Genomic DNA, 25,382 nt, shown 5'->3' with positions numbered 1-25,382 from the left:
GGTCGCCTCCCCGGTATCCGCCCACCCCCAATGCGGCGGCATGCGCAGTGCGGTGCCGAACGGCCGGTTCCACCGACCCGGCGCGGACGGCGAACGGCTGCCTCCTACTGATCCCCCCTTCCGGAGTTCTACCTGTGCGCAACCCGCCTTCTGCCACTGAGGTGTTGTCGGTCTCCGCCGCGGACGGCACTCGCCTGTCCGTCTACCGCGACACCCCGGTGCGCCCGCGTCCCGGCGGCGCGACGGTCGTGCTGGTGCACGGCGCGTCCGTCACCGCCGACCTGTGGCGCGTCCACGCCCGGCACCTGACCGGCCTGGGCTTGACCGTCGTGCGCTACGACCAGCGCGCGCACGGTCACACCCCGCGCGGCCAGGCACCACTGACGATCCGGCAGCTCGCCGACGACCTGCACCAGATCCTGACCCACCTCGTCCCCGCCGGACCGCTCGTGCTCGCCGGCCATTCCCTGGGCGCCCACGTCCTGCAAGAACTCGCCGCCCTACACCCCCAACACCAGGCCCGCGTACGGGGCATGGTGCTGCTGTCGGCCACCGCACGCAGGGCGAGCGTGCTGCCCGGCCGCAGCCCGCGTGCCCTGCTTCTGGCCGCCGGACGCAGCCTGTTCGCCCTGACCTGCACCCACGCGCCCCAGGCCATGGACGTCCTGCGGCACCGGCTGCCCACCACACACCCCTACAGCCTCGCGCCCCACCCCGACCGGCCGGCCGACGGGCCACCGCCGTGCCGCCACGGCATCCGCCACACCCACACCCGCGATCTCGCCGACCTGTGGCAGTGCCTGCGCCGCTACCAGCCGCGCGACGCCACCGTGCTCAACCAGTTCGGCGACCGGCTGCTGCTGATGGCCGGCGCGGACGACCGGCACATCCCCGCCGCCCACACCAGGCAGCTGGCCGCCCAACTCCCTGCCGCCCGCCTGGAGATCCTCCCCCGCACCACGCACGCGCTGCCCATCCGCCACCCCACGCTCATCAGCGACCGCATCGCCCGCCTCGCCGCCGAACCGGGCCCCCACCCTCCTCACCCCCAGGACCGATCATTTCCGAACTCCCTGCTTTCCGAGCAATTTCACTAGGTGCCGGAATCCAGTCCAGCGCCATGCTCGCCCTCTCCGCACAAGGCATACTCCCGAAGGTCGACTACGCCATTTTCGCCGACACGGGCTGGGAACCGAGAGCCGTTTATTCGAATCTCGACCGGCTGGAGCGAGAAATAGCCAGACCCGCAGGCATACCCGTTCTCCGCGTGTCGTCCGGAAACATACGCAAGGATGCCCTGGACCCCGACCACAGGTTTGCGTCAATGCCGCTCTACGTCCTGAACAAGGACGGAAATCCGGGCATGACCAGGCGGCAATGCACCGGGGAATATAAAATTAAGCCGATCAAGAAAAAGGTCCGCGAACTACTCGGCTACCCCTATCCGACACGCATCCCCAAGGGGATCTTCGTCGAGCAGTGGGTCGGCATCTCCACCGACGAATTCCACCGGGCCAAGGACGCCGACGTCAAGTACATGCGCAACCGGCACCCGCTCATCGACCTGGGCTGGTCACGGGCCGACTGCGTCCGCTATCTGACGTCGCTCGGCCTGGCCGACACCCCGAAATCAAGCTGCCTCGGGTGCCCTTTCCACGGAAACGCTCAATGGCGCAACATCCGCGACAACTCCCCGGAGGAATGGGAGGACGTAGTGGAGTTCGACACGGCCATCCGCAAAGGAAACGCGCGCGCCAACGCCACCGGCAACCGTCTGCTCGGCGAGGCGTTTCTCCACCGCTCCCGCGTCCCTCTCAGCGAAGCTCCCATCGATCACGTCACCGCCGCCGAATGGGCGGCGATGCAGCAAGAACTCACCGACAGCGGACCGGACCTTCAGGAGCTGGAGCAGGGCGTCGTCGACGGCTGTTCCCCGTGGGCCTGCCGCGATGAAGTCGAGCCAGTACAGGACGACTTCGGACTCGCCTCTTGACCATCCTGGACCTGTTTGCGGGACCGGGGGGATGGAGCCACTCACTTAACGTCCTCGGCGTACGGGACGTGGGCCTGGAATGGGATGAGTGGGCCTGCAAAACCCGTGCGGCGGCAGGACAGTTGACCATTCGCACCGACGTGGCGCTGTACCCCGTCTGGCCCTTCCTCGGAAAAACCGCCGGGCTCATCGCGAGCCCGCCCTGCCAGGCATGGTCCATGGCCGGCAAGCGCCTCGGCCTGGTGGACCAGCCCCTGGTCCACCAGGCAGTCGCTGACCTCGCCACCGGCCGCGACACCCGCGCACAACTCCTGGCCGCCTGCCGTGACGAGCGCTCCCTGCTGGCCGCCGAGCCGATGCGCTACCTGCACGCCCTCAACACGGTCGGCGAACCGGAATGGGTGGCCATGGAAGAGGTCCCCGACGTGCTGCCGCTGTGGCGCCAGTACGCGGCCGTCCTGCGCGGCTGGGGGTTCTCGGTCTGGTACGGGATCCTCAACGCCGCCGACTTCGGCGTTCCGCAGACGCGGAGGCGGGCGATTCTGCTCGCCTCCCGGGTCCGTACGGCACAGCCTCCAACGCCGACGCACTCCCAAGTCGCCGAGCCCGAATCGCTGTTCGGTCCGGGCCGCGCCCGCTGGGTGAGCATGGCTGCGGCACTCGGGTGGGGCGCGACCGACCGGCCCGTCCCCACCGTTTGCGCCGGCGGCGGACCCGGCGGCGGGCCCGAGCCTTTCCCTTCGGGCTCCCGAAAGACGCTGTCCGATGCCCGGGAGCGCGGCACCTGGATGCCGCGACCGGACGGAGTGGTTCTGCAGTCCCGCCGCGAAGGCGCAGGGTGGGCGGCGCGGCACGGCACCCGTGAGAACCGTGTCGCCAGCGCTCCGGCGCCGACGTTCACCGCCGAGGCCCACCGTTGGTCTTGGTCGCTGCGCAGCAACAACCAGGCCAACGCCACCGTCCGGTCCGTCGAGGAGCCGGCGGGAACGCTGTTTTTCGGACACCGGGCGAACGAGTGCACGTGGGTCGCGGAACCGGCCGCTGCGCCGACACAGGACACAGAGGCCCTCGCTGTGCCGGAGCCGATCCGGATCACCGCCCGCGAGGCGGGCCTCCTGCAGACCTTCCCCGCCGACTACCCCTGGGCCGGCAACAAAGGCCAGGTCTTCGGCCAGATCGGCAACGCGGTCCCACCGTTGCTCGCCGGCCACCTCCTCGCCCCGCACCTCGGCGTCACCCTCGACCCCGACGATTTCACCCTGGCTGCCTGATGCCCCACAGCCCCGAACCCGACGAAGACGACCTGCCCGACACACATCCGCCGCAGCCCGTGCTCTACGCCGAGCAGGCCCTTCTCGGTGCCCTCCTCCTCGACCCGCATCGGCTCGGCGACGTGACCGGGATTACCGCCGACTCGTTCTCCACCGCCGCGCATGCCGCCCTGTTCGCCGCGATCAGCACCCTGCCCCCGCCCGATCCGGCCGAGCACGCGAAGAACACCAAGTGGCTCGACCAGGTGCTCGCCGCCGGCCGCGAGCAGGCGCGCGGACTGTCCGTCTCATACCTGCACACCCTCATCCAGATCTGCCCCTGGCCCCGCCACGCGCCGGCCTACGCGCGCATGGTCGAGGCCGAACACGCCCGCCGCCGTCTGCAGGCCGCCGCGGAACGCCTCGTCCAGACCGTCCACGATGTCTCCCTCCCGCACCCCGTCCAGACGGTGCTCGCCGAGGCCGACGCGCTCGCCGCGGTCGTGGACGACATCGCGAGCCGCTTCCCGCCGCGCGCCGGCGTCCTGCCCCGCACCACGGCACCGCCACCGACCATCGCGCCCGACTACACCGAGGCGGTCGAGGAGGAGCAGCTGCTGCTCGCGACCGCCACCGCGCACCCCGCAGATATCGAGTCCGTCCGGTGGCTGCTCCCCGAGGACTTCAACCGGCCGCTGCACGCCGGGCTGTGGCAGTGCCTGACCACCCTCGCTCGCCGCCGCGAGCCCGTCGACCCCGTCACCGTTCTGTGGGAAGCCCAGCAGCGCGGTCTGCTGGACGACGGAAGTGAACCGGGCGAGGTGCTCCGCCTGCTGGCCGAACCGGCTGGGTCCGTGGAGCACTGGGGCGAGCGGGCCCTCCAGCGTTCCTTCCTGGCCACCGCCGAGCACACCGGCCGGCACATCGAGGCGTACGCCGGCGACCCGGCGAACACCCCGTTCCAGCTCGTCGTCGGCGCCCGCCGCTCCCTCGCCGACATCGGCGCCGTCCGCACCCGCTGGCAGCACGCCACCGGAACGGTCCCGCCGCAGCGACCGCGCCCGGCGCCCACCACCCGTGCCGGCCCGCCGACCACCACGGCCGCGCGCACCGCCCGCGCCGCGCGAGCAACCCGATAGCCCCCCGCATACGCCGGTGGCCGGACCCGAAGGCCCGGCCACCGGCAGAAGAGACGACACCCACGTGACTCCCACCATCGACGCCCACGTCCGCCTCGACACCCACCCCACCCATCCCAGCGCCGTGACCGCCGTCCTGACCGGCACCCAGGCCCACATTGCCCACCTGGGCCTGGAGGCAGCCGACTGGACCGTCGTCGCCGACAACGTGCTGGTCCTGGTCCGCATCGACCACGAGGAACCCCACTGGGCGCAGGACGCGGCCAAGCACCTGACCGCCGAAGGCATCACCGTCGAGATCACCCCTCGGCTCCGGGAGGCCATTGACGAAGAATGGACCTGGGCCAACTACCCGATGCCCTGGTGCACCCGCAGCGAAATCCGCGAGGTCTCCAACGAGGCCCAGAAGATCCACGACGACATCCGCCACGGCCAGCTCCTCATCCACGCCCACGCCTACAACGGCCACACCACCGTCGCGGTCGGCACCTACCTCGGCCCCAACGGCAAGTCCGTCTACCTCCACGACGAAGACCACCTGCGCCAGATCGCCGACACCTTCGACTCACCCGCTCGGGCCCTGCTCGCCTTCGAAAAGGTCCACGGCGCCGAGATGCGCCCCGGGCCGGCGCCCCTGACCGACACCGAACGCGCCGCCGCCGAAGCCCGCACCCCACTCGCCCTCACCGTAGCCACGACCGAACCGGCCCGCCCGGAGCCGGAAACCGTCCCGGCCTACCTGGCCGATACCGGCGACCACGACGCCCTCCTCGACACCTTCCTCGACGCACACGGCGGCTGGGAGAAGTGGCGGACCTGGTCGGACGAGACAACCCACGCCATCCACGAATCACAGACCCTGCGCATCGAACGCGTCCACGAAACCCCCGCCCACGAAACCGCGTGGACCGTAGCCGCCTACGAGACTCCCGTCTCCGACCGCATGTGGGTCCTCACCGCGACCGGCGCCACCCCCGCCCCGGTGCTGCAGGAGTTGCTGGACCACCTCGCCGACGGCGACGGCTGGGACACGGCCATCGGCGCCCCGGTGGACGAGAAGATGGTCACCGCGGCCACGCAGCCCCTCTCCGACGCCGGATGGAAGCACACTGTGGACGGGCGATGGATCCGCTGGACATCCCCCGCCGGGGACGCAGGCGTCCAGTTCGACGCCTTCACCGCACAGCACCCGAGCCAGAACCTGGCCACCTGGACCGTCTGGGCCGGCCCCGATCCTGACCGGCCCACCTGGACCATCACCGCGTCCCCGCACACCCCGAGTTCGCTGCTGGCCGATCTCTCCGAAACCCTCGCCCACGAAACCGGCCTTCGCCGCCCGCAGACCGCGGGCCCCGAACGCAGGACGACCCTCTTCACCAGCCCACCGGCCGCTCCGGCGGTCACGGCCAGTCCGGCTGCCAGCCGTTCACGCTGATCATCGGCACGCGAGAGCGGGGCAACATAGCGCGGGATCGCCGGTTAGCCAAACCGGCGATCCCGCGCACCATTGATAGTCCACCGCCACGCCCTGCCCGCACGTCGAAAGGCACCACCCGACGACCACAGAGCAGCCACGAAGCAAGCACAGCCGAGAGGCCCACAGGCGATCACGCCGCTGCGTAGCTCGCCCGGAACAGATCCTTCGCCCGCTCCACGTCCTTCGGCGTACGGAGCTGCACCTCCAGATCACCCGTCCCGTGGTGACCGAGACCCGACACGTCCCGGGTGAACCCCGGCACGAGGTCGACGTCCTTCGGGTCGACCTTCAGGTAGACCAGCAGCTTGCTCCGCTGCGGCGGACACAGACAGGCGAAGTTCCGCAGACGCTGATACGCCCGGTACTGCTTGCGCTCAACACGGTTCACACCGTCCCCGAGCCCGAGCAGTGCCTCGTCGACCGCGCCCGCCAGCTCCATCATCGACGCGCCCTGGACGTCAGCTGCTGCCCGAGCAACCGCCTGGCGACGCGCCCGGCGGGCCACCTGCATGCCGCCGCTCACGGACGCCACGGTCTCAAGCCCGAGCAGGTCGCTGCCGAAGAATCGGTAGCGGACCAAGTCGATCGAGCGTCGGTGCTCGCGAACGGCATGCACGTCGTAGCGCGTGAAGTCACCAGCGATACAGATCAGGCGCGGGCCGCTCCACAGCACCTGGGACGCGGCCGTCACCCCGAGCCGGTCGCGGACCAGGCGCTCGAACTCGGCCCGGTGATCCATCAACCACGCCAGGTAGAACAGGCCCTGGTTGATGACGCCGGCATCGACGCCGCGCTTGTACTCGACGATGACCGGCGATCCGTTCTCGTCCAGCCCGAGCGAATCGATCCGGCCCCCGTGGACCGGCCCCGTGCCGTACTCGCTCGCCAGGAATCGGACGCCCAACAGCGTCTCCATGTGCTCCTCGACGAGGCCCTGCACATCTGCCTCGACCTCAGCAAGACGCGGCGTGACCTCGGTCACGCCGCTTTTCGTTGTGCCCGTACGGAACAGCTTCAAGCCGACCACCCCCCGTTATCGCATCGGAGATCGACAACGTCGGGTGGGCAGAGATTTGTTTCCGCAACGGGCGTTAATCACGTGAAGAACGTGTGCTTGGGGCCCAATCGACTAGGTTAGTAGCCCTCACCGCACGGCACGTACACCCGTGGTCCCCGCGCGGTCCGTCGGCATCCAGCACGAATCCAGCACGGTACGGATATGGGAGGTGATGACAGGTGACGAGAGGTCAGAAAATCCAGCACCTATCCAGCACGGTAAAAATCATGGGGCCTGACCCCGAAGAGCCAGACCCCATTTGACCTGCGCGTTTGCCAGATCAGCGAAGTGGTGTTAAGTCACCGGCTAGACATTGAACCGGAACTCCACCACGTCGCCGTCCTGCATCATGTAGTCCTTGCCCTCCATGCGGGCCTTGCCCTTGGCGCGGGCCTCTGCGACTGAGCCGGTTTCGACGAGGTCGGTGAAGGAGATGACCTCGGCCTTGATGAAGCCCTTCTGGAAGTCGGTGTGGATGACACCGGCGGCCTCGGGGGCGGTGGCGCCCTTCTTGATGGTCCAGGCGCGGGATTCCTTGGGGCCGGCCGTGAGGTACGTCTGGAGGCCGAGGGTGTCGAAGCCGACGCGGGCGAGCGTGGCGAGGCCGGGCTCGTGCTGGCCGACTGACTCCAGGAGTTCGAGGGCTTCCTCGTCGGAGAGCTCGGCGAGGTCGGACTCCAGCTTGGCATTGAGGAAGATCGCCTCGGCGGGGGCGACCAGCGCGCGCTGCTCGTTCTTGAAGTCCTCGTCGATCAGCTCGTCCTCGTCGACGTTGAAGACGTAGAGGAAGGGCTTGGTGGTGAGCAGGTGCAGGTCGTGCAGGAGCTCGTTGCTCTCGGTGCCCTGGACGATGCCGTGTGCGAAGAGCGTGTCGCCCTTCTCCAGGATCTCCTTGGCCTCCTCGATGGCCTTGACCTTCGGCGCGATGTCCTTCTTGATCCGGGACTCCTTCTGGAGGCGCGGCAGGACCTTCTCGATGGTCTGGAGGTCGGCGAGGATCAGCTCGGTGTTGATCGTCTCGATGTCGTCCTTGGGTGAGATCTTCCCGTCGACGTGGACGACGTTCTCGTCCTTGAAGGCGCGGATGACCTGGCAGATCGCGTCGGACTCGCGGATGTTCGCGAGGAACTTGTTGCCCAGGCCCTCGCCTTCGGATGCGCCGCGGACGATGCCGGCGATGTCGACGAAGTCGACGGTGGCCGGGAGGATGCGCTGCGAGCCGAAGATCTCGGCCAGCTCGGCGAGCCGGGTGTCGGGGACGCCGACCACGCCGACGTTGGGCTCGATGGTGGCGAACGGGTAGTTGGCCGCCAGCACGTCGTTCTTGGTCAGGGCGTTGAACAGGGTCGACTTGCCGACATTCGGCAGACCGACGATTCCGATCGTGAGCGACACGTTGCGACTTCCCGTACGTGAGGATGAGGACTGGCCGGCTGGGCTGCGTGGGCCGATCCACCAGTCTACGGCGTGCCCGGGCCCGGTTCGGCGGCGTATCGAACGCTTGGCCAAGGCCGGGTTCTCGGCGTGTCAGATGGGCGATTCGGCACATAAACCGACCTAAGTTGGTCCAGTGGAGCAACACAGGACGCGACCCTCGGAGTACGGACCGCGACGCGAGCGGCCGAAGCCGCCGCTGCCCTCGCAGGCCGGGCGCGCCGACGGGGGTTCGGTACGGGCCGCTGCGCGGCGGACGGGGGCGGTACGGCGGCCGCCGGCGGCGGTGCGGTCGGCGGCCGGGCGGTCGCCGGCTCGGGCGGCCGGGGCGGTTGCGGCTGGTCGTGCGGCGCGGGGGATGCCGAATCCACGGCTGACCGGGCTGGGGAGCGGGTTGTTCTGCGGGGTGCTGATGGTGGCGCTCGGAGGGCTGGACCAGGTGCTGTTCGGGGCGTCCCTGACGGTGTACGGAGTGCTGTTCCTGCCGGTGTGTGTGCTGACTGCGGTGTGGGTGCGGCGGGGGGATCTGCTGACCGCGCCCGTGGTGGTGCCGATCGGGTTCGCGGCGGGGTTGCCCGCTGTCTCCGACGATGGGCTGATGGGGCTGGTCACGGCGTTGGCGACGCAGGCCGGGTGGTTGTACGGCGGGACACTCGTCGCGGGTGTGACGGTGATCGTACGCAGGATTCGCCTGGTGAACCGTCGAGTGGCACGGAGCCCCCGGTTGGAGTGACCGGTTTCCCACCCGCCCGGCCGTCACTGTCGGCTGGGCGGGAGTCGTCGAGGTGGGCCCGGTGGCCGACGTTGGGAACCGTCGGCTGTCGGCGTCAGAGGGAGCCGTCGGCTCTACGTCTCCGCTGCTCGCATCGCCGCCCCCACGATGCCCGCGTTGTTCTGGAGCTGGGCGGGGACGATCTCGGCCTTGATGTTCTCGATGTGGGGCAGGAACTTGTGGGACTTGCGGCTCACGCCGCCGCCGATGATGAAGAGTTCCGGCGAGAAGAGCATCTCCACGTGGGCGAGGTACTTCTGGACGCGGTGGGCCCACTGCTCCCACGTCAGGTCGTGGTCCTCGCGGGCCTTGCTGGACGCCCGCTTCTCCGCGTCGTGGCCGTGCAGCTCCAGATGGCCCAGCTCGGTGTTGGGGACCAGCGCGCCGTCGACGAACAGCGCGCTGCCGATACCCGTGCCGAAGGTGAGCAGAACGACCGTGCCCTTGCGGTCGCGCCCCGCGCCGAAGTGCATCTCGGCGACGCCCGCCGCGTCCGCGTCGTTGACCACCGTCACCGGCAGTCCCCCGAGCCGGTCGCTGAACAACGCGCGCGCGTCCGTGTCGATCCAGCTCTTGTCTACGTTCGCCGCGGTGCGGATCGTCGATCCGCCGGTGACCACGCCGGGAAAGGTCAGCCCGACCGGCCCCGTCCAGCCGAAGTGCTCGACGACCTGCCGGACGCCGTCGGCCACCGCCTCGGGGCCGGACGGCTGCGGGGTCAGGACCTTGCAGCGCTCCTCCGCCAGGTCGCCCTTGTCCAGGTCCACCGGGGCACCCTTGATCCCGGAACCGCCGATGTCCACACCGAAGATCTGCATGGCTCTACGTTACGACCTACGACCGACAGTCAGGGACGGACCGCTCACAGCCGCCCTCACGCCTCGGAGTCCGCGGCTCCGGAACCGGCCCCGCCGCGCTCCTCGACCAGCGCCGCCGCCTCCTCGCGCAGATCGCGGCGCAGTTCCTTCGGCAGGGAGAAGGCGATGGACTCCTCTGCCGCCTTGACGAGCTCGACGTTCTCGAAGCCGCGCCGGGCCAGCCACTCCAGGACCTGCTCGACCAGGACGTCCGGCACCGACGCGCCCGAGGTGACGCCGACCGTGGAGACGCCCTCCAGCCAGGCCTCGTCGATCTCGTCGGCGAAGTCGACCAGGTATGCCTCGCGGGCGCCCGCCAGCTTGGCGACCTCCACCAGCCGTTTGGAGTTGGAGGAGTTGCGGGAGCCGACCACGATCACCAGGTCGGACTCGGCGCCCATCTGCTTCACCGCCAGCTGGCGGTTCTGCGTGGCGTAGCAGATGTCGTCGCTGGGCGGCGAGATCAGCTGCGGGAACTTGTCCTTCAGGGCGTCGACGGTCTCCATCGTCTCGTCGACGGACAGCGTGGTCTGGGACAGCCAGACGACCTTCGACGGGTCGCGGACCTCGACGTTCGCGACGTCATCGGGGCCGTCGACGAGCTGGATGTGGTCGGGGGCCTCGCCGGAGGTGCCGATGACCTCCTCGTGGCCCTCGTGGCCGATCAGGAGGATGTCGAAGTCGTCCTTGGCGAACCGGACGGCTTCCTTGTGGACCTTGGTGACCAGGGGACAGGTCGCGTCGATGGTGGCGAGCCTGCCCCGCTCGGCCTCTTCGTGGACGACGGGGGCCACGCCGTGCGCCGAGAACATGACGATGTTGCCCGGCGGCACCTCCTGCGTCTGTTCGACGAAGATGGCGCCCTTCCTCTCCAGGGTCTGCACGACGTACTTGTTGTGGACGATTTCGTGCCGGACGTAGACGGGAGCCCCGTACTGCTCCAGGGCCTTCTCGACGGCGATCACGGCGCGGTCCACACCCGCGCAGTAGCCCCGGGGGGCGGCGAGCAGGACACGGCGGCCAGGCGAAGCAGTCATGCTCACCATCGTAAGGCCGCGCTCGGGGGTCAAAGATCGCATCCGCGTCGAGTCCTTGGGGAGGCTGACCGTGGGGCGGGGAGGGCGGGAAGTCCGGGGCAGGACGTGATCGCCACGGTGGCGATGGCGTTCACCGCGCTGGCCGGGCAGGCGGCGGCTTGGTGCGGCAGAAGGGCGGGTGGGTGGGGTCAGCGGGTCGGCGACCCCCGTACCTGGCCCGCGCAGGAAGCTCGCCCTCGTCTGAGGGTGGCGGGTTCGTGGGGTTGTCGGTCGGGGCCGTTACGCTCGCGGCATGGCTGTGAACACGTCTCCGGAATCTCCGTTGCCCGTGGGTGAGGTGTCGCGGCTGATCGGAGGGTGGATCGACCGGCTCGGGGCGGTGTGGGTCGAGGGGCAGATCACGCAGTTGTCGCGGCGGCCGGGGGCCGGGGTCGTGTTTCTGACGTTGCGGGATCCGTCGTATGACATCTCCGTGAGTGTCACTTGTTATCGGCAGGTGTTCGATGCCGTCGCCGATGTCGTCAGCGAGGGCGCCCGGGTCGTCGTGCTCGCCAAGCCGGAGTGGTACGCGCCGCGTGGGCAGCTGTCGCTGCGGGCCGCCGAGATGAGACCGGTGGGGGTCGGGGAGCTGCTCGCGCGGCTGGAGCAACTGAAGAAGGCCCTCGCGCGGGAGGGGCTGTTCGCGGCCGAGCGGAAGCGGCCGTTGCCGTTCCTGCCGCAGCTCATCGGGCTGGTCTGCGGGCGGGCCTCCGCCGCGGAGCGGGACGTGCTGGAGAACGCCCGGCACCGCTGGCCCGCCGTCCGCTTCGCGATCCGCAACGTCGCCGTACAGGGTGTGCACGCCGTGCCGCAGGTCGTCCAGGCCGTGAAGGAGCTGGACGAGATCGACGACGTGGATGTGATCATCGTCGCGCGCGGGGGCGGCAGCGTGGAGGATCTGCTGCCGTTCTCCGACGAGCAGCTCATCCGTGCCGTCGCGGCCTGCCGTACGCCCGTCGTGTCCGCGATCGGGCACGAGCCCGACAACCCGCTCCTCGACCACGTCGCCGACCTGCGCGCCTCCACCCCCACCGACGCCGCCAAGAAGGTCGTACCGGACGTCGGCGAGGAGTACGAGCGCGTAAGGCTGCTGCGCGACCGCGCGCGGCGGTGTGTCGAGGCGTTCATCGAGCGGGAGGAGCGCGGTCTCGCCCACGCGCTGGCCCGGCCGTCGATAGAGGACCCGCACCGGATGATCGACGTGCGGGCCGACGAGGTGGCCGCGCTGCTGGACCGGGCCCGGCGGTGCCTGCGCCATCACCTCGACCGCGCCGAGTCCGAGCTGACGCACACGCACGCGCGCGTGGTGGGCCTCTCCCCCGCCGCGACCCTGAAGCGCGGGTACGCCGTGCTGCAACGGGCCGACGGCCACGCCGTGCGCGATCCGGATGAGGTGGAGGCCGGCGAGGCGCTGCGGGCCCGAGTCTCCGAGGGCGAGTTCACAGTACGAGTCGACACATAGGGTGGGTGGATGACCAGCGAGGCGGAGGAGACGGCGGCCGTGACCGAGGCGCTCGGGTACGAGCAGGCACGGGACGAGCTGATCGACGTCGTACGACGGCTCGAGGCAGGCGGTACGACGCTGGAGGAGTCCCTCGCGCTGTGGGAGCGCGGCGAGGAGCTGTCCAAGGTGTGCCGCCGCTGGCTCGAGGGCGCGCGGGCGCGGCTGGACGCGGCGCTGGCCGAGGAGGACGCCGGGGCGGAGGGGGAGCGGCCGGAGGGATCCGGGGACGCCGGGTAGCGGTTTTCCGGTGGCTTGTGAAGCCCATCACCATGCCCCCACTTTGATTGAACGTTGAACTTTGGCCGCGTAGCGTCGTTCGTGTCAGCCGGTCACCTGTCCGGCTTTCCGGACCCGCACCTCGCAAGAAAGTTCACCCATGCCCCTCGTTCTTGACCCCGCCGCCCAGGACCTGCTGTTCCGCGAGGCCCGCACCGCCAACACCTTCACCGACGAGCCGGTGACCGACGAGCAGGTCCAGGCGATCTACGACCTGGTCAAGTACGGTCCGACGGCCTTCAACCAGACCCCGCTGCGCATCACCCTGGTCCGCTCCCCCGAGGCCCGCGAGCGCCTGGTGCAGCACATGGCCGAGGGCAACCAGGCCAAGACGGCCGCCGCCCCGCTGGCCGCGATCCTCGCCGCGGACAACGAGTTCCACGAGGAGCTGCCGCACCTCTTCCCGGCCTTCCCGCAGGCCAAGGACGTCTTCTTCGCCGAGCGCACGGCCCGCGAGGGCGCCGCCGGGCTGAACGCCGCCCTCCAGGCCGCGTACTTCATCGTCGGCGTGCGCGCCGCGGGCCTGGCCGCCGGCCCGATGACCGGCTTCGACCCCGAGGGCGTCCGCAAGGAGTTCCTGGACGACGACCACACCCCGCTGATGGTCGTCAACATCGGCAGGCCGGGCCCGGACGCCTGGTACCCGCGCTCCCCGCGCCTGGCCTACGAGCAGGTCGTCACCACCGTCTGAGCCACACCCGACAGCAACGTCCGAGCCACACCGGACGGCAACAAGCAGGCCCCCGGCGTTTCGCCAGGGGCCCCTGTCGTGTCCGTGCGGCTCATTTCGTCCTGAGCGCCCCGGCCATCCGCGTCAGCTGCTCGAACGACGCCGTGCCGGTCACCACCGTCGTCGAGCCCTTCGTGCCCTGGAGTACGAGCGCGTCGTACCGGCCGCCCTTGTACCGCGTCCACGTTCGGCCGTCGATCTTCTGGGTGACGTTGGTCCGCTCGGCGCCCTGGGTCGTCTCGTCGATGAAGACGGCGGGCTTCTGCGCGGACTGCTCGACTCCGACGTACTGCCCGTCGGGGGCGTGGAAGCCCAGGTGCCAGGCGTCGAAGTTGTCGCCCTGGAAGCGGACGGACGTCGCCTTCCAGCTACTCGGCAGGCCCTCGGGCGCGGCCACCGGGTACGACGCGGCGCGGCGCGCCGTGAGCAGCTCGACGCGGTAGTCGACGCGCTTGATGTCGGGAGCGCTGTCGTCGTGCGGGATGAAGAGGTAGATGACTCCCGCCACGAGCACGACGATCCCCATGGAGAGGATCATGTCCCGCACCGTTTTCTGCTTGCCGTTCGAACCTGCCACGCCCTCTATCGTCGCAGGTGCCCGGTCCGCTCATCCGTGGGGGCCCCTGCTCATTTTGCCTGCCTAACGATAGAGTCGGACAACAACACCCTCATCCGGCCGTCGTCGTACAGAAAGGTGCGCTCCGATGACCGAGCATCATCATCTGCCGTCCGAACTGGATGTGCCCTCCGAGGCCCCCGACCGCAACCTCGCCCTGGAACTGGTGCGGGTGACCGAAGCCGCGGCGATGGCCGCCGGCCGCTGGGTGGGACGCGGGGACAAGAACGGCGCCGACGGTGCCGCGGTGCGTGCCATGCGGACCCTCGTCTCCACCGTCTCGATGAACGGCGTGGTCGTCATCGGAGAGGGCGAGAAGGACGAGGCCCCGATGCTGTTCAACGGGGAGCGTGTGGGCGACGGGACCGGGCCCGAGTGCGACATCGCCGTCGATCCGATCGACGGTACGACGCTGACCGCCAAGGGCATGTCGAACGCGATCGCGGTGCTGGCCGCCACGGAGCGCGGTGCGATGTTCGACCCGTCGGCCGTTTTCTACATGGACAAGCTGGTCACCGGTCCCGAGGCGGCCGACTTCGTGGACATCAACGCGCCGGTGGAGGTGAACATCCGGCGGATCGCCAAGGCCAAGCGGTCGTCGCCGGAGGATGTCACCGTCGTCATCCTGGACCGGCCGCGGCACGAGAGACTCATCCGGGATGTCCGGGAGGCGGGGGCCCGTATCAAGCTGATCTCCGACGGTGACGTGGCGGGCTCGATCTACGCGCTGCGGGAGGGCACGGGCGTCGATCTGCTGCTCGGGGTCGGCGGTACGCCGGAGGGGATCATCTCGGCCTGTGCCGTGAAGTGTCTGGGCGGGACGATTCAGGGCAAGCTGTGGCCGAAGGACGACGAGGAGCGGCAGCGGGCGGTCGAGGCCGGGCATGACCTTGACCAGGTGCTGACCACCGACGATCTGGTGTCCGGGGACAACGTGTTCTTCGCGGCGACCGGGATCACCGACGGGGAGTTGCTGCGGGGGGTGCGGTACCGGGCGGAGACCGCGATGACCTCGTCGATCGTGATGCGGTCCAGGTCGGGGACGGTGCGGCGGATCGACTCCGAGCATCGGCTCAGCAAGCTGCGGGCGTACAGCGCGATTGATTTTGATCGGGCCAAGTGAGATCGAGCAGCGCCTGATCGGGGGCTGCGGGGCATTTGGCGCCTGCGGGTTGTTCGTGGCTTGTCGCGCCCACGCGGCGGAGCCGCACATCGATTACAGCCCCGCGCCCCTTCGGTGGGATGGCGCCCCCGGTGCGGCGGGGGCGCCCCACGTTCATGAGAAGAGGCGTTCAGCCTGCCTGAGCTATGCGGCCTGCCGACCGGGCCGCCTTCTTGAGTTCCATTTCGCGGCGGCGGCGTCGGGCCAGGACCACGCGGCGTTCGGCAGCGGTGAGGCCGCCCCAGACGCCGTACGGCTCGGGTTGCACCAGCGCGTGCTCGCGGCACTCGACCATGACGGGGCAGCGGGCGCAGACACGCTTCGCCGCCTCCTCGCGGGAGAGCCGGGCGGCGGTGGGTTCTTTCGAGGGTGCGAAGAACAGGCCGGCCTCGTCGCGCCGGCACACCGCCTCGGTGTGCCAGGGTGCGTCTTGGTCCCTGTCCCGCACTGGCGCCCGCTGGGCCGGAACGGCAGCTACCTGCAGGGACGAATGCGGCGGTTGCAGCACGGTCTACTCCTGACGACGGCTTCGCGAGCGAGAGACGATGCAGCAAGGTCTACCCGCTGTGCGCGCGCCTATGCAGTGAGTCCCGAACGGCTGGAACTGCAGGGGTCGTTGGGCCCCGAAGGGCAGGGAACAGGCCGCTGAGGCGGGCGAGTCGACGCGCCCGAATTCACATCTGTCAACGGTCGAGATGCTTGCGCAAACTCCTGTCGAGCTTGGCGTGCACGCGATCGAGGATGTCCGAGACGATCTTGCCCCGCTTGGGCCGCGCCTCGATGTTGCCCAGCACGGCCCAGCCGTCCACATAGACGACCGGCGCCTCGGGCTCGCCCGAGTCGAGCGTGTCCACCTCGAAGTTGCCGAGCACTCCGCCGCCCATGCCGCGCAACGACACGTTCTCCGGGACGCGGACCTCGACGTTGCCGAACACCGATATCGCCTTGATCACGACCTGCTGGTACTCGAAGAGCGCCTCGCTGAGGTCGATCTCCACGCTGCCGAATATGGCGTACGCGTGGATACGGCGGCCCGCGCGCCAGCGGCCCTTGCGAACGGCACTGCTGAACACCGCCACCACGTTCTCGTCGGGGTCCATCGGGATGGCGCCGGCCGTGGGGCGGCTGGGTGCGGCGGCGTGCGGTGGGGTCCGGCCGTGCGCCGCGGGCAGGTCCCGTATGAAGACCTCCAGCTCGCCGACCGTCTTGGCGGCCAGCACACCCTCGACGCGCTCGGCGTGCTCGTCGGCGCTGAGGCGGCCCGCGGCAAGGGCCTCGCGCAGGATGTCGGCAATGCGGTCGCGGTCGGCGTCCGAGGCGCGTAGCTCGGCGGGGTGCGGCTCGGTGCGCTTCTGGAGGTCCACCTGCTTCTGAAGGTCCACGGCAGCAGCGTAGCGAAACACGATAGATCGCGACACCCCTGTGGACGACGAAGCCCGGCCGGGACGAACTGAGCCTTACCTCACAAGCTCGCTGCCGGAGGCAGGTTCTACGCTGGTGGACGCTCGCCGATGGAGGCGGGCCGCCGTCTGCCGAGTGAGGAATGGGCTGAGATGCCGCATAGTTCCCCCCCACCCAACCCTGCGTTCGCGTACACCGATCTGCTCCCCATGGGAGAGGACACCACCCCGTACCGGCTGGTGACCTCCGAGGGTGTCTCCACCTTCGAGGCCGACGGGCGGACGTTCCTCAAGGTGGAGCCGGAGGCGCTGCGCAAGCTGGCCGAGGAGGCCATCCACGACATCCAGCACTACTTGCGCCCGGCCCACCTGGCGCAGCTGCGGCGCATCATCGACGACCCCGAGGCGTCGGGCAACGACAAGTTCGTGGCGCTGGACCTGCTGAAGAACGCGAACATCGCGGCGGCGGGCGTCCTGCCGATGTGCCAGGACACGGGTACCGCGATCGTCATGGGCAAGCGCGGGCAGAACGTGCTGACGGCGGGCGACGACGAGGAGGCCCTGTCCCGGGGCATCTACGACGCGTACCTGAACCTCAACCTGCGCTACTCGCAGATGGCTCCGCTCACCATGTGGGAGGAGAAGAACACCGGCTCCAACCTGCCGGCGCAGATCGAGCTGTACGCGGCCGACGGCGGCGCCTACAAGTTCCTGTTCATGGCGAAGGGCGGCGGCTCGGCCAACAAGTCGTTCCTGTACCAGGAGACCAAGGCCGTTCTGAACGAGGCCTCCATGATGAAGTTCCTGGAGGAGAAGATCCGTTCGCTGGGTACGGCCGCCTGCCCGCCGTACCACCTGGCGATCGTGGTCGGCGGTACGAGCGCCGAGTACGCGCTGAAGACGGCGAAGTACGCCTCCGCGCACTACCTGGACGAGATTCCGGCCGAGGGGTCGCCGCTCGGCCACGGGTTCCGGGACAAGGAGCTGGAGGAGAACGTCTTCGAGCTGACGCAGAAGATCGGGATCGGGGCGCAGTTCGGCGGTAAGTACTTCTGCCACGACGTGCGGGTGGTGCGGCTGCCGCGGCACGGTGCTTCCTGCCCGGTCGCCATCGCCGTCTCCTGCTCCGCCGACCGGCAGGCCGTTGCGAAGATCACGGCGGAGGGTGTCTTCCTGGAGCAGCTGGAGACGGACCCTGCGCGGTTCCTGCCGGAGACGACGGACGAGCATCTGGAGCAGGACGGGGACGTCGTAAAGATCGACCTGAACCAGCCGATGGAGTCCGTCCTCGCAGAGCTGACCAAGTACCCGGTGAAGACGCGGCTGTCGCTGACCGGTCCGCTGGTCGTGGCGCGGGACATCGCGCACGCCAAGATCAAGGAGCGGCTGGACGCGGGTGAGGAGATGCCGCAGTACCTGAAGGATCACCCGGTGTACTACGCGGGCCCGGCGAAGACGCCCGAGGGCTATGCGTCGGGTTCCTTCGGCCCGACGACGGCCGGCCGCATGGACTCCTACGTCGAGCAGTTCCAGGCGGCGGGCGGCTCCAGGGTGATGCTGGCCAAGGGCAACCGCAGCAAGCAGGTCACCGACGCGTGCCACACGCACGGCGGCTTCTACCTGGGCTCGATCGGCGGTCCGGCGGCCCGCCTCGCCCAGGACTGCATCAAGAAGGTCGAGGTCGTCGAGTACGAGGAGCTCGGCATGGAGGCCGTCTGGAAGATCGAGGTCGAGGACTTCCCGGCGTTCATCGTGGTCGACGACAAGGGCAACGACTTCTTCAGCCCGCAGGAACACTCTCAGCCGACATTCACCAGCATCCCCGTGCGGGGTCCTGGCCTGGACTGACCGGCAGCGACACTCGTAGTGAGCCCCTGGCGAGTTGCCGGGGGCTTCGTCGTTCTCCTCGGCGGGCCAGGAGCAGCGGCATCGCGAGGAAGGCTCCCATGCCGCGGCTGAGAAGCGGTTTCGGAGCTGGGGCGGTCCTTACCCGCACACAGGCCCGAACAGTCGCTCTTGACCGGCATCGGCTTGCTGCCCCTCAAGGGAAAACGGCAATGCGTGCTCGCAATATGCGACGGCAGCGGCCACTTCAGTGCGGCACCCGGGCGGCCGAGCGGCCGGAACATCCCCGGCGTCCCGTTCGCTGTACAGGGCATGAGCGAATACCGCATCGAGCACGACTCCATGGGCGAGGTACGCGTCCCGGCGGACGCGAAGTGGCGGGCCCAGACGCAGCGGGCCGTGGAGAACTTCCCGGTCTCCGGGCAGCGCATCGAACGCGCCCACATCGAGGCGCTGGCGCGCGTCAAGGGCGCCGCGGCGAAGGTGAACGCGAGCCTCGGTGTGCTCGACAAGGACGTCGCCGAGGCGATCCAGGAGGCGGCCGGTGAGGTCGCCGAGGGCCGGTGGGACGAGCACTTCCCGGTCGACGTGTTCCAGACCGGCTCCGGGACCTCGTCCAACATGAACACCAACGAGGTCATCGCCACCCTTGCCACCGAGCGGCTGGGCCGGGCCGTGCACCCCAACGACCACGTCAACGCCTCCCAGTCGTCGAACGACGTCTTCCCCTCCTCCATCCACATCGCGGCCACCGCCGCCGTCACCCGTGACCTCGTGCCGGCCCTCGACCACCTCGCCGGCTCGCTGGAGCGGAAGGCCGAGGAGTTCGCGGACGTCGTGAAGTCGGGGCGGACTCATCTCATGGACGCCACCCCGGTGACCCTGGGGCAGGAGTTCGGCGGGTACGCGGCCCAGGTCCGCTACGGCATCGAGCGGCTGCGGGCCTCCCTCCCCCGGCTCGCCGAACTGCCCCTCGGGGGCACGGCCGTCGGCACCGGCATCAACACGCCCCCCGGGTTCTCCGCCGCCGTCATCGAGGAGGTCGCCCGGGTCACCGGGCTGCCGCTGACCGAGGCGCGCGACCACTTCGAGGCGCAGGGCGCCCGGGACGGGATCGTGGAGACCAGCGGGCAGCTGCGGACCATCGCCGTGGGGCTGACGAAGATCGCCAACGATCTGCGCTGGATGGCGTCCGGGCCGCGCACCGGGCTCGCCGAGATCAGCCTGCCCGACCTCCAGCCCGGGTCGTCGATCATGCCGGGCAAGGTCAACCCGGTGATCCCGGAGGCCGTGCTCATGGTCGCCGCGCAGGTCGTCGGCAACGACGCGACCGTGACCACCGCCGGGGCGGCCGGCAACTTCGAGCTGAATGTGATGCTTCCGGTCATCGCGAAGAACGTGCTGGAGTCCATTCGGCTGCTCGGCAACGTCTCGCGGCTGCTGGCCGACCGGACCGTGGACGGGATCGTGGCGCACCGGGACCGCGCGCGCGAGTACGCCGAGTCCTCGCCGTCTGTCGTCACCCCGCTCAACAAGTACATCGGGTACGAGGAGGCCGCGAAGGTCGCCAAGAAGGCGCTCGCGGAGCGCAAGACGATCCGTCAGGTGGTCGTCGAGAGCGGGTACGTCGAGCGCGGCGACCTGACCCTCCAGCAGCTCGACGAGGCGCTGGATGTCCTGCGGATGACGCACCCGTAACGGCTCGCGCCCCGCGGGCAGAACCGTGACACGCACCGCAGCGTCGTATGCCGGTGACACCTAATATCTGTGCATGGCAGACGGTGAAGCGGTGAGACGCGTGACGGCGGGCGGTGCGACGGGCTCCTGGGCGCCCGGGAGTCAGATCCTGTGGCGGTACCGGGAGAACAGCGGCGCGCGCGTGCACATCGCGCGCCCCGTCACCGTCGTACGCGACGACGCGGAGCTGCTCGCCGTGTGGATGGCGCCCGGCACCGAGTGCGTGAAGCCGGTGCTGGCCGACGGGACGCCCGTGCACCTGGAGCCGCTGACGTCGCGTTACACCAAGCCGCGCACCGTACAGCGGGACCGCTGGTTCGGCACCGGCGTGCTGAAGCTGGCCCGGCCGGGCGAGCCGTGGTCGGTGTGGCTGTTCTGGGAGCCGGGCTGGCAGTTCAAGAACTGGTACGTGAACCTTGAGGATCCGCTGGTCCGTTGGGACGGCGGAGTCGACTCGGAAGACCACTTCCTGGATATTTCCGTCCATCCGGACCGGACTTGGCGCTGGCGGGACGAGGACGAGTTCGCGCAGGCCCAGCGGGACGGACTGGTGGACGCGGAGCTGGCCGGACGGGTGCGGGAGGCCGGGCTGGCCGCGGTGGAGGTGATCCGCGCCTGGGGGCCCCCGTTCTCGGACGGCTGGCAGGACTGGCGCCCGGATCCGTCCTGGGCGGTACCGTCGTTGCCGGAGGACTGGGACCGTACGCCCGCGCATCTGTCCTCATGAGACCCTTGATGCGCCCCCGGGCAAGAAACGTAGGATCGTCCTCCGCAAGGGTGCGCGGCGGCAACTGACGGAGCACGCGCTGAGCTTGACCGATCGTCACCGAGGGGCGACACGACGTGAGCGAGGGGCAAGAGGACACCACGGGTACGGACCCCAGACGGTCCGCTCGTGGCACAGGAACATCCCCTGACCACGCGGGAATTCCGTTCCTGGGGCACGTATTGCGGGTATGGGCCTCTGAGCGGGACGAACTGCACACGCGGTGGGGGACCCCGGACGGATGGATTCGACACGCGTGACGGAGCAGCCGACCTCCTTCGAGCGCCCCCAGGGCGCCGACCCCGCGGACCCTCGCGGGGCGCTCCTGCGTTCCTCGACGACGCCCCCGCGTACGCCGGGCGCGCCGACGGGGGCCCCTGCCTTACCGGCACAGGGGCGCTCGGGAGAGACGCCCCCCACGGCCGCCATGCCCGATACGCCGGGTACGCCGGGTGCGGCCCCGGTCTGCTGCCCCGGCCAGGATCCGGCGGACACCGTCGGCGCCGAGCACGGCGCGGTCGGTCCGGAACACGGCACGGTCGGGCCCGAACACGGCACCGTCGCCCCCGAACACAGCACTTTCGATCCGGAGCACGGAATGGTCGGACCCGAGCACGCCCAGCCCGGCGCCGAGCAGGCCGTGCCGCCCGACACGCACCGGCCGCGGCCCGCCCCCGAGGTCATCCCGGCCCAGCCGGTCGGCTCCGGCGCGGAGCAGCCGGCCGCGGAGCCCGAAGCCCCGGACGGCCACGACGGTCCGGAGCGCCGGTCCGGGCAGGCGCTGCCGCCCGGCCGTCCCACGCCGATGCGGCGGGACGGCGACCGGCTGCGGTTCGTCGGCGCGGCGACCCGGCGGATCGCCCGCGGCATGGACCTGGACGAGATCGTGATGGGGCTGTGCCGGGCGACCGTGCCCACCTTCTCGGACGCGATCCTGGTCTATCTGCGCGAGCCGCTGCCGGTGGGCGACGAGCGGCCCACCGGTCCGCTGGTGCTGCGGCTGCGCCGTACCGACCGGATCCCGGCGGAGCGCGACACCGAGGGCGGGTTCATGCCTGCCGTCCAGCCGGACCTGTCCGACCTGGGCTCGGTCGGCACCGAGCTGTGCGAGGTGCGGCCGGGCAGCGCGCTGGCCGAGGTGCTGCGCGGGGTGCGCCCGGTCTTCACCGACGCCCCTGCCGCCCGCGCCGCGCTGCCCGAACTCCTCGGCGAAGACAGCGAGTTCGCCGTGCCGAACGGCCAGCGCGCGATCCTCGCTCCGCTGCGCGGCCGGCGCCGGGTGATCGGCGCGGCGTTGTTCCTGCGCCGCCCGGAGCGCATCCCCTTCGAGGCCGACGACCTGCTGGTCGCCGCCCAGCTGGCCACGCACAGCGCCCTGGGCATCGACAAGGCCGTGCTGTACGGCCGCGAGGCGTACATCGCCGACGAGTTGCAGCGCACCATGCTGCCCGAGACCCTGCCCCGCCCGACCGGCGTGCGGCTGGCGTCGCGCTACCTGCCGGCCGCCGAGACCGCGCGGGTCGGCGGCGACTGGTACGACGCCATCCCGCTGCCGGGCAGCCGGGTCGCCCTCGTCGTCGGGGACGTCATGGGCCACTCCATGACCTCCGCCGCGATCATGGGCCAGCTGCGTACCACCGCGCAGACCCTCGCCGGGCTCGACCTGCCGCCGCAGGAGGTGCTGCACCACCTCGACGAGCAGGCCCAGCGGCTCGGCGTGGACCGCATGGCGACCTGCCTGTACGCCGTGTACGACCCGGTCTCGCACCGCATCACCATCGCCAACGCCGGCCACCCGCCGCCCATCCTGCTGCACCTGGGCGGCCGGGCCGAGGTGCTGCGCGTGCCGGCGGGCGCCCCGATCGGTGTCGGCGGTGTGGACTTCGAGGCCGTGGAGCTGGACGCGCCCGCCGGCGGCACTCTGCTGCTGTACACCGACGGTCTGGTCGAGTCCCGCCTGAGGGACGTGTGGACCGGCATAGAGCAGCTGCGCGAGAAGCTCGTCGCGACCGCGCAGCTGACCGGAGCCGATCATCCGCCGCCGCTGGAAGCCCTGTGCGACGAGGTGCTCGACATGCTCGGCCCGGGCGACCGGGACGACGACATCGCGCTGCTCGCCGCCCGCTTCGACGGGATCGCGCCGAGCGACGTGGCGTACTGGTTCCTGGAGCCGGAGGACGCTGCCCCCGGCCGGGCCCGCCGCCTGGCCCGCCGGGCGCTGTCCCGCTGGGGCCTGGAGGAGCTCAGCGACTCGGTCGAGCTGCTGGTCAGCGAGGTCGTGACCAACGCCGTGCGGTACGCCTCCCGTCCGGTCACGCTGCGCCTGCTGCGCACCGACGTGCTGCGCTGCGAGGTCGGCGACGATGTGCCGCAGCTGCCGCGCCTGCGGCAGGCACGCGCCACGGACGAGGGCGGACGCGGGCTGTACCTGGTCAACAGGCTGGCCCGGCGCTGGGGCGCGACGCGACTGAGCACGGGCAAGGTCGTCTGGTTCGAGCTCAACCGCAGCTGACCCGCGGCAGCAACCGCGGCCAGCGCCCGGCCGGGCCAACAGCCGGACGCCCGACCGGACCCGCGGCCGGCCGGGCCCGCGGCCCAACCCGCGACCGGGCGCACACCGGCCGCGGCTCCCGCCCGGCCTGGCCGCGGCACCCCGCCGAGCCCGCTGGCCGGAGGTGCCCGCGACTCCCGGCCCGCGCCCGTCACGGACCAAGCCGCGCGTGGGTCGTCCTTGGCCTGGTGAAGGGGCGGCCGGAGCCGGACGACCGGCTGAGGAAGGCGCCGCCGGTCAGCATCTTTCAGCCCGTCCGAGCGGTCCGGGAGCCGCTCGGCGGGGGCCGATCTCTGCGCGGCGCTGCGGGCGCGCAGCCACGCGTCGGCCGGCGGTGGCCCCGCTGCCCGTCGGCCGGGCCGCGCCGCACGCTCGACCTCGCCGGCCCGGGACGTGCACAAGCGCGGGCGGCCTCCGTCCGCGGTGAGTCCCGGTGGACAGCCGCGGAGGACGCGCGGGCCGACGGCTTCACCTCCCGCTGGACAGCCGCGGTAAGCGCGCGAGCCCGCGGTGTGGCACCCCGCTGGAAAGCTGCCGTGAACGCACGGGCCCGTGGCGTGGCCTCCCGGTGGGTGGCGGGTGGGCCGCGTTCCACGGACGGCCGCATTCCGTCCGCCTGGTCGAGTGGCATTTGCGGCCCCGCTGCGCAAGGCGCGTTGCACGGCAGGGATCCGGCGCCTGGAATGACTCGCCAGTGCTTCTGGGGCCAATGCCCACAGCCACACCAGGAGGATGCATGCCCTCTGCCACTTTCCGCCGCGCCGTGACCGTCGGCGCCCTGACCACCGCAGTCACCCTCTCGCTGATCCCGCAGGCCACGGCCGATGCCGGGGACGAGGACGTCGTACGGATGAAGCTCGCCGGCGTCACCAAGGCTGACAGCCGCGACCGGCACATCGCGCCGGGCGACAGCTGGACCACCTACCTGAACCTGTACACCCCCAAGCACAAGTTCGCCGGCGACGCCAGCTCGCGGTGCACGGCGGTCGAGGCCGACCGGAAGCGGCTGACTGCCCTGTGCACACGGGTGCTGCGCCTGAAGAAGGGGGAGATCACCCTCCACGACATGATCACCCGTGAGGGCGACAAGCCCGTCACGGCGAAGACCTCCATCGCGGGTGGCACGGGCGTCTACAACGACGCGGAGGGAGAGGGCTACATCACCCTGGTGGGCGACCGCGTCCTCTTCGACCTCTACGTCGATGACTGACCGGTACGTCTCTCCTGACGGCATGCCGGACGTTCCGCTGCACGACCAAGACCCGCCCGTGCTCCGGGAGGCCTGGGGCACCCTGTTCGGCCTGGAGGTTCCGTGATCAAAACGGCTGTCCGTGGTGTTGTCGTCACCGCCCTCACCACGACGCTGGCCCTTCTTCCCTCCCTGGCACACGCCGAGGGGAAGGACAAGGACAACGACATCGAGCGGGTGGAGCTGACCGGCATCACCTGGTTCGACACCTCGCCCAAGAGCATCGACGAGGGCGACAGCTGGACGACCCGTGTGCAGCTGTACACCCCCCAGAAGACGAAGACGAAGAAGAAGCGACTGCGGTACGCCGGTGACGGTCAGTCGGACTGCAGCGCGGTCCGGGCCGACGACGACCGGGTGACCGCGCAGTGCACGCGCGTGCTGCGTCTGAAGAACGGGACGCTGACGCTCAGCGACATGATCGCCTACAAGCGCGGGGAGCGCGTGACGGCCAAGACCGCCATCATCGGCGGCACCGGCCATTACCGCTC

Annotated in this window: 23 protein-coding genes; 16 read left to right on the top strand and 7 right to left on the bottom strand. The window is 70.3% G+C overall.

Features of this window, described 5'->3' with window-relative positions; all coding sequences use genetic code 11:
* Nucleotides 1-161 precede the first annotated feature (161 nt).
* From H8R17_RS01530 to H8R17_RS01510, 5 genes are all read left to right on the top strand, one after another.
* Nucleotides 162-1,097, top strand: a complete 936-nt coding sequence (locus H8R17_RS01530) for an alpha/beta hydrolase (RefSeq protein WP_316959290.1) — start codon at nt 162-164, stop codon at nt 1,095-1,097.
* A gap of 23 nt (nt 1,098-1,120) precedes the next feature.
* Nucleotides 1,121-1,993 (top strand): hypothetical protein, encoded by an 873-nt coding sequence (locus H8R17_RS01525; protein ID WP_187821259.1) that lies wholly within the window; start codon nt 1,121-1,123, stop codon nt 1,991-1,993.
* Nucleotides 1,990-3,264 carry a DNA cytosine methyltransferase gene (locus H8R17_RS01520; protein ID WP_187821258.1) on the top strand — a complete coding sequence of 425 codons (1,275 nt, stop codon included), beginning with the start codon at nt 1,990-1,992 and terminating at the stop codon, nt 3,262-3,264. The genes H8R17_RS01525 and H8R17_RS01520 overlap by 4 nt, the downstream gene beginning before the upstream one ends.
* Nucleotides 3,264-4,382: a DnaB-like helicase N-terminal domain-containing protein gene (locus tag H8R17_RS01515; protein ID WP_187821257.1), complete on the top strand. Its 1,119-nt coding sequence runs from the start codon at nt 3,264-3,266 to the stop codon at nt 4,380-4,382. Before H8R17_RS01520 ends, H8R17_RS01515 begins: the two co-directional genes overlap by 1 nt.
* Before the next feature lie 64 nt (nt 4,383-4,446).
* Nucleotides 4,447-5,817 carry a DUF317 domain-containing protein gene (locus H8R17_RS01510; protein ID WP_187821256.1) on the top strand — a complete coding sequence of 457 codons (1,371 nt, stop codon included), beginning with the start codon at nt 4,447-4,449 and terminating at the stop codon, nt 5,815-5,817.
* A 172-nt stretch (nt 5,818-5,989) separates the two neighbouring features.
* Here H8R17_RS01510 and H8R17_RS01505 read toward each other — a convergent pair whose 3' ends face one another.
* Nucleotides 5,990-6,886: a DUF5655 domain-containing protein gene (locus tag H8R17_RS01505; RefSeq protein WP_187821255.1), complete on the bottom strand. Its 897-nt coding sequence runs from the start codon at nt 6,884-6,886 to the stop codon at nt 5,990-5,992.
* A 336-nt stretch (nt 6,887-7,222) separates the two neighbouring features.
* Entirely contained in the window at nt 7,223-8,311 is a 1,089-nt protein-coding gene (gene ychF / locus H8R17_RS01500; protein ID WP_187821254.1) for a redox-regulated ATPase YchF, read from the bottom strand.
* Between the two features lie 175 nt (nt 8,312-8,486).
* Between ychF and H8R17_RS45545 the strand changes: the two genes are divergently transcribed.
* Entirely contained in the window at nt 8,487-9,083 is a 597-nt protein-coding gene (locus H8R17_RS45545) for a DUF6542 domain-containing protein (RefSeq protein ID WP_187821253.1), read from the top strand.
* 113 nt (nt 9,084-9,196) lie between these two features.
* On the opposite strand, the gene ppgK is transcribed toward H8R17_RS45545, so the two are convergent.
* Entirely contained in the window at nt 9,197-9,940 is a 744-nt protein-coding gene (gene ppgK / locus H8R17_RS01490; protein WP_187821252.1) for a polyphosphate--glucose phosphotransferase, read from the bottom strand.
* Between the two features lie 56 nt (nt 9,941-9,996).
* On the bottom strand, nt 9,997-11,025 hold the full coding sequence (locus H8R17_RS01485; RefSeq protein ID WP_187821474.1) for a 4-hydroxy-3-methylbut-2-enyl diphosphate reductase: 1,029 nt from the start codon (nt 11,023-11,025) through the stop codon (nt 9,997-9,999).
* 283 nt (nt 11,026-11,308) lie between these two features.
* On the opposite strand from H8R17_RS01485, the gene xseA reads away from it, so the two are divergent.
* From xseA to H8R17_RS01470, 3 genes are all read left to right on the top strand, one after another.
* Nucleotides 11,309-12,517 carry an exodeoxyribonuclease VII large subunit gene (gene xseA / locus H8R17_RS01480; RefSeq protein ID WP_187821251.1) on the top strand — a complete coding sequence of 403 codons (1,209 nt, stop codon included), beginning with the start codon at nt 11,309-11,311 and terminating at the stop codon, nt 12,515-12,517.
* Between the two features lie 9 nt (nt 12,518-12,526).
* Nucleotides 12,527-12,796 carry an exodeoxyribonuclease VII small subunit gene (locus H8R17_RS01475; protein WP_187821250.1) on the top strand — a complete coding sequence of 90 codons (270 nt, stop codon included), beginning with the start codon at nt 12,527-12,529 and terminating at the stop codon, nt 12,794-12,796.
* Between the two features lie 139 nt (nt 12,797-12,935).
* On the top strand, nt 12,936-13,526 hold the full coding sequence (locus tag H8R17_RS01470) for a malonic semialdehyde reductase (RefSeq protein WP_187821249.1): 591 nt from the start codon (nt 12,936-12,938) through the stop codon (nt 13,524-13,526).
* A 91-nt stretch (nt 13,527-13,617) separates the two neighbouring features.
* On the opposite strand, the gene H8R17_RS01465 is transcribed toward H8R17_RS01470, so the two are convergent.
* Nucleotides 13,618-14,142, bottom strand: a complete 525-nt coding sequence (locus H8R17_RS01465; protein WP_187821248.1) for a DUF4245 domain-containing protein — start codon at nt 14,140-14,142, stop codon at nt 13,618-13,620.
* A gap of 127 nt (nt 14,143-14,269) precedes the next feature.
* Here H8R17_RS01465 and glpX point away from each other — a divergent pair, with 127 nt between their 5' ends.
* Entirely contained in the window at nt 14,270-15,304 is a 1,035-nt protein-coding gene (gene glpX / locus H8R17_RS01460; protein ID WP_187821247.1) for a class II fructose-bisphosphatase, read from the top strand.
* A 169-nt stretch (nt 15,305-15,473) separates the two neighbouring features.
* On the opposite strand, the gene H8R17_RS01455 is transcribed toward glpX, so the two are convergent.
* Together H8R17_RS01455 and H8R17_RS01450 are read right to left on the bottom strand one after the other, a co-directional pair.
* On the bottom strand, nt 15,474-15,851 hold the full coding sequence (locus H8R17_RS01455) for a WhiB family transcriptional regulator (protein WP_187821246.1): 378 nt from the start codon (nt 15,849-15,851) through the stop codon (nt 15,474-15,476).
* A 175-nt stretch (nt 15,852-16,026) separates the two neighbouring features.
* Nucleotides 16,027-16,725 carry a DUF1707 domain-containing protein gene (locus H8R17_RS01450; protein ID WP_187821245.1) on the bottom strand — a complete coding sequence of 233 codons (699 nt, stop codon included), beginning with the start codon at nt 16,723-16,725 and terminating at the stop codon, nt 16,027-16,029.
* A 171-nt stretch (nt 16,726-16,896) separates the two neighbouring features.
* Here H8R17_RS01450 and H8R17_RS01445 point away from each other — a divergent pair, with 171 nt between their 5' ends.
* From H8R17_RS01445 to H8R17_RS01420, 6 genes are all read left to right on the top strand, one after another.
* Complete coding sequence (locus H8R17_RS01445) at nt 16,897-18,591, top strand: fumarate hydratase (protein WP_187821244.1); 1,695 nt, start codon at nt 16,897-16,899, stop codon at nt 18,589-18,591.
* A gap of 309 nt (nt 18,592-18,900) precedes the next feature.
* Entirely contained in the window at nt 18,901-20,286 is a 1,386-nt protein-coding gene (locus H8R17_RS01440) for an aspartate ammonia-lyase (protein WP_187821243.1), read from the top strand.
* A 73-nt stretch (nt 20,287-20,359) separates the two neighbouring features.
* Entirely contained in the window at nt 20,360-21,052 is a 693-nt protein-coding gene (locus H8R17_RS01435; protein ID WP_187821242.1) for a DUF402 domain-containing protein, read from the top strand.
* 280 nt (nt 21,053-21,332) lie between these two features.
* Entirely contained in the window at nt 21,333-23,603 is a 2,271-nt protein-coding gene (locus H8R17_RS01430) for a SpoIIE family protein phosphatase (RefSeq protein ID WP_187821241.1), read from the top strand.
* A 775-nt stretch (nt 23,604-24,378) separates the two neighbouring features.
* Nucleotides 24,379-24,852, top strand: a complete 474-nt coding sequence (locus tag H8R17_RS01425; protein WP_187821240.1) for a hypothetical protein — start codon at nt 24,379-24,381, stop codon at nt 24,850-24,852.
* A 102-nt stretch (nt 24,853-24,954) separates the two neighbouring features.
* Nucleotides 24,955-25,382, top strand: a 428-nt coding sequence (locus H8R17_RS01420; RefSeq protein ID WP_187821239.1) for a hypothetical protein, incomplete at its 3' end; no start/stop codon positions are given.

This window comes from Streptomyces sp. TRM68367 (assembly GCF_014495685.1).
Classification (GTDB): Bacteria; Actinomycetota; Actinomycetes; order Streptomycetales; family Streptomycetaceae; genus Streptomyces.
Note: the sequence above shows the minus strand (reverse complement) of the source record. Positions and strands in the feature narration are given on the sequence as shown.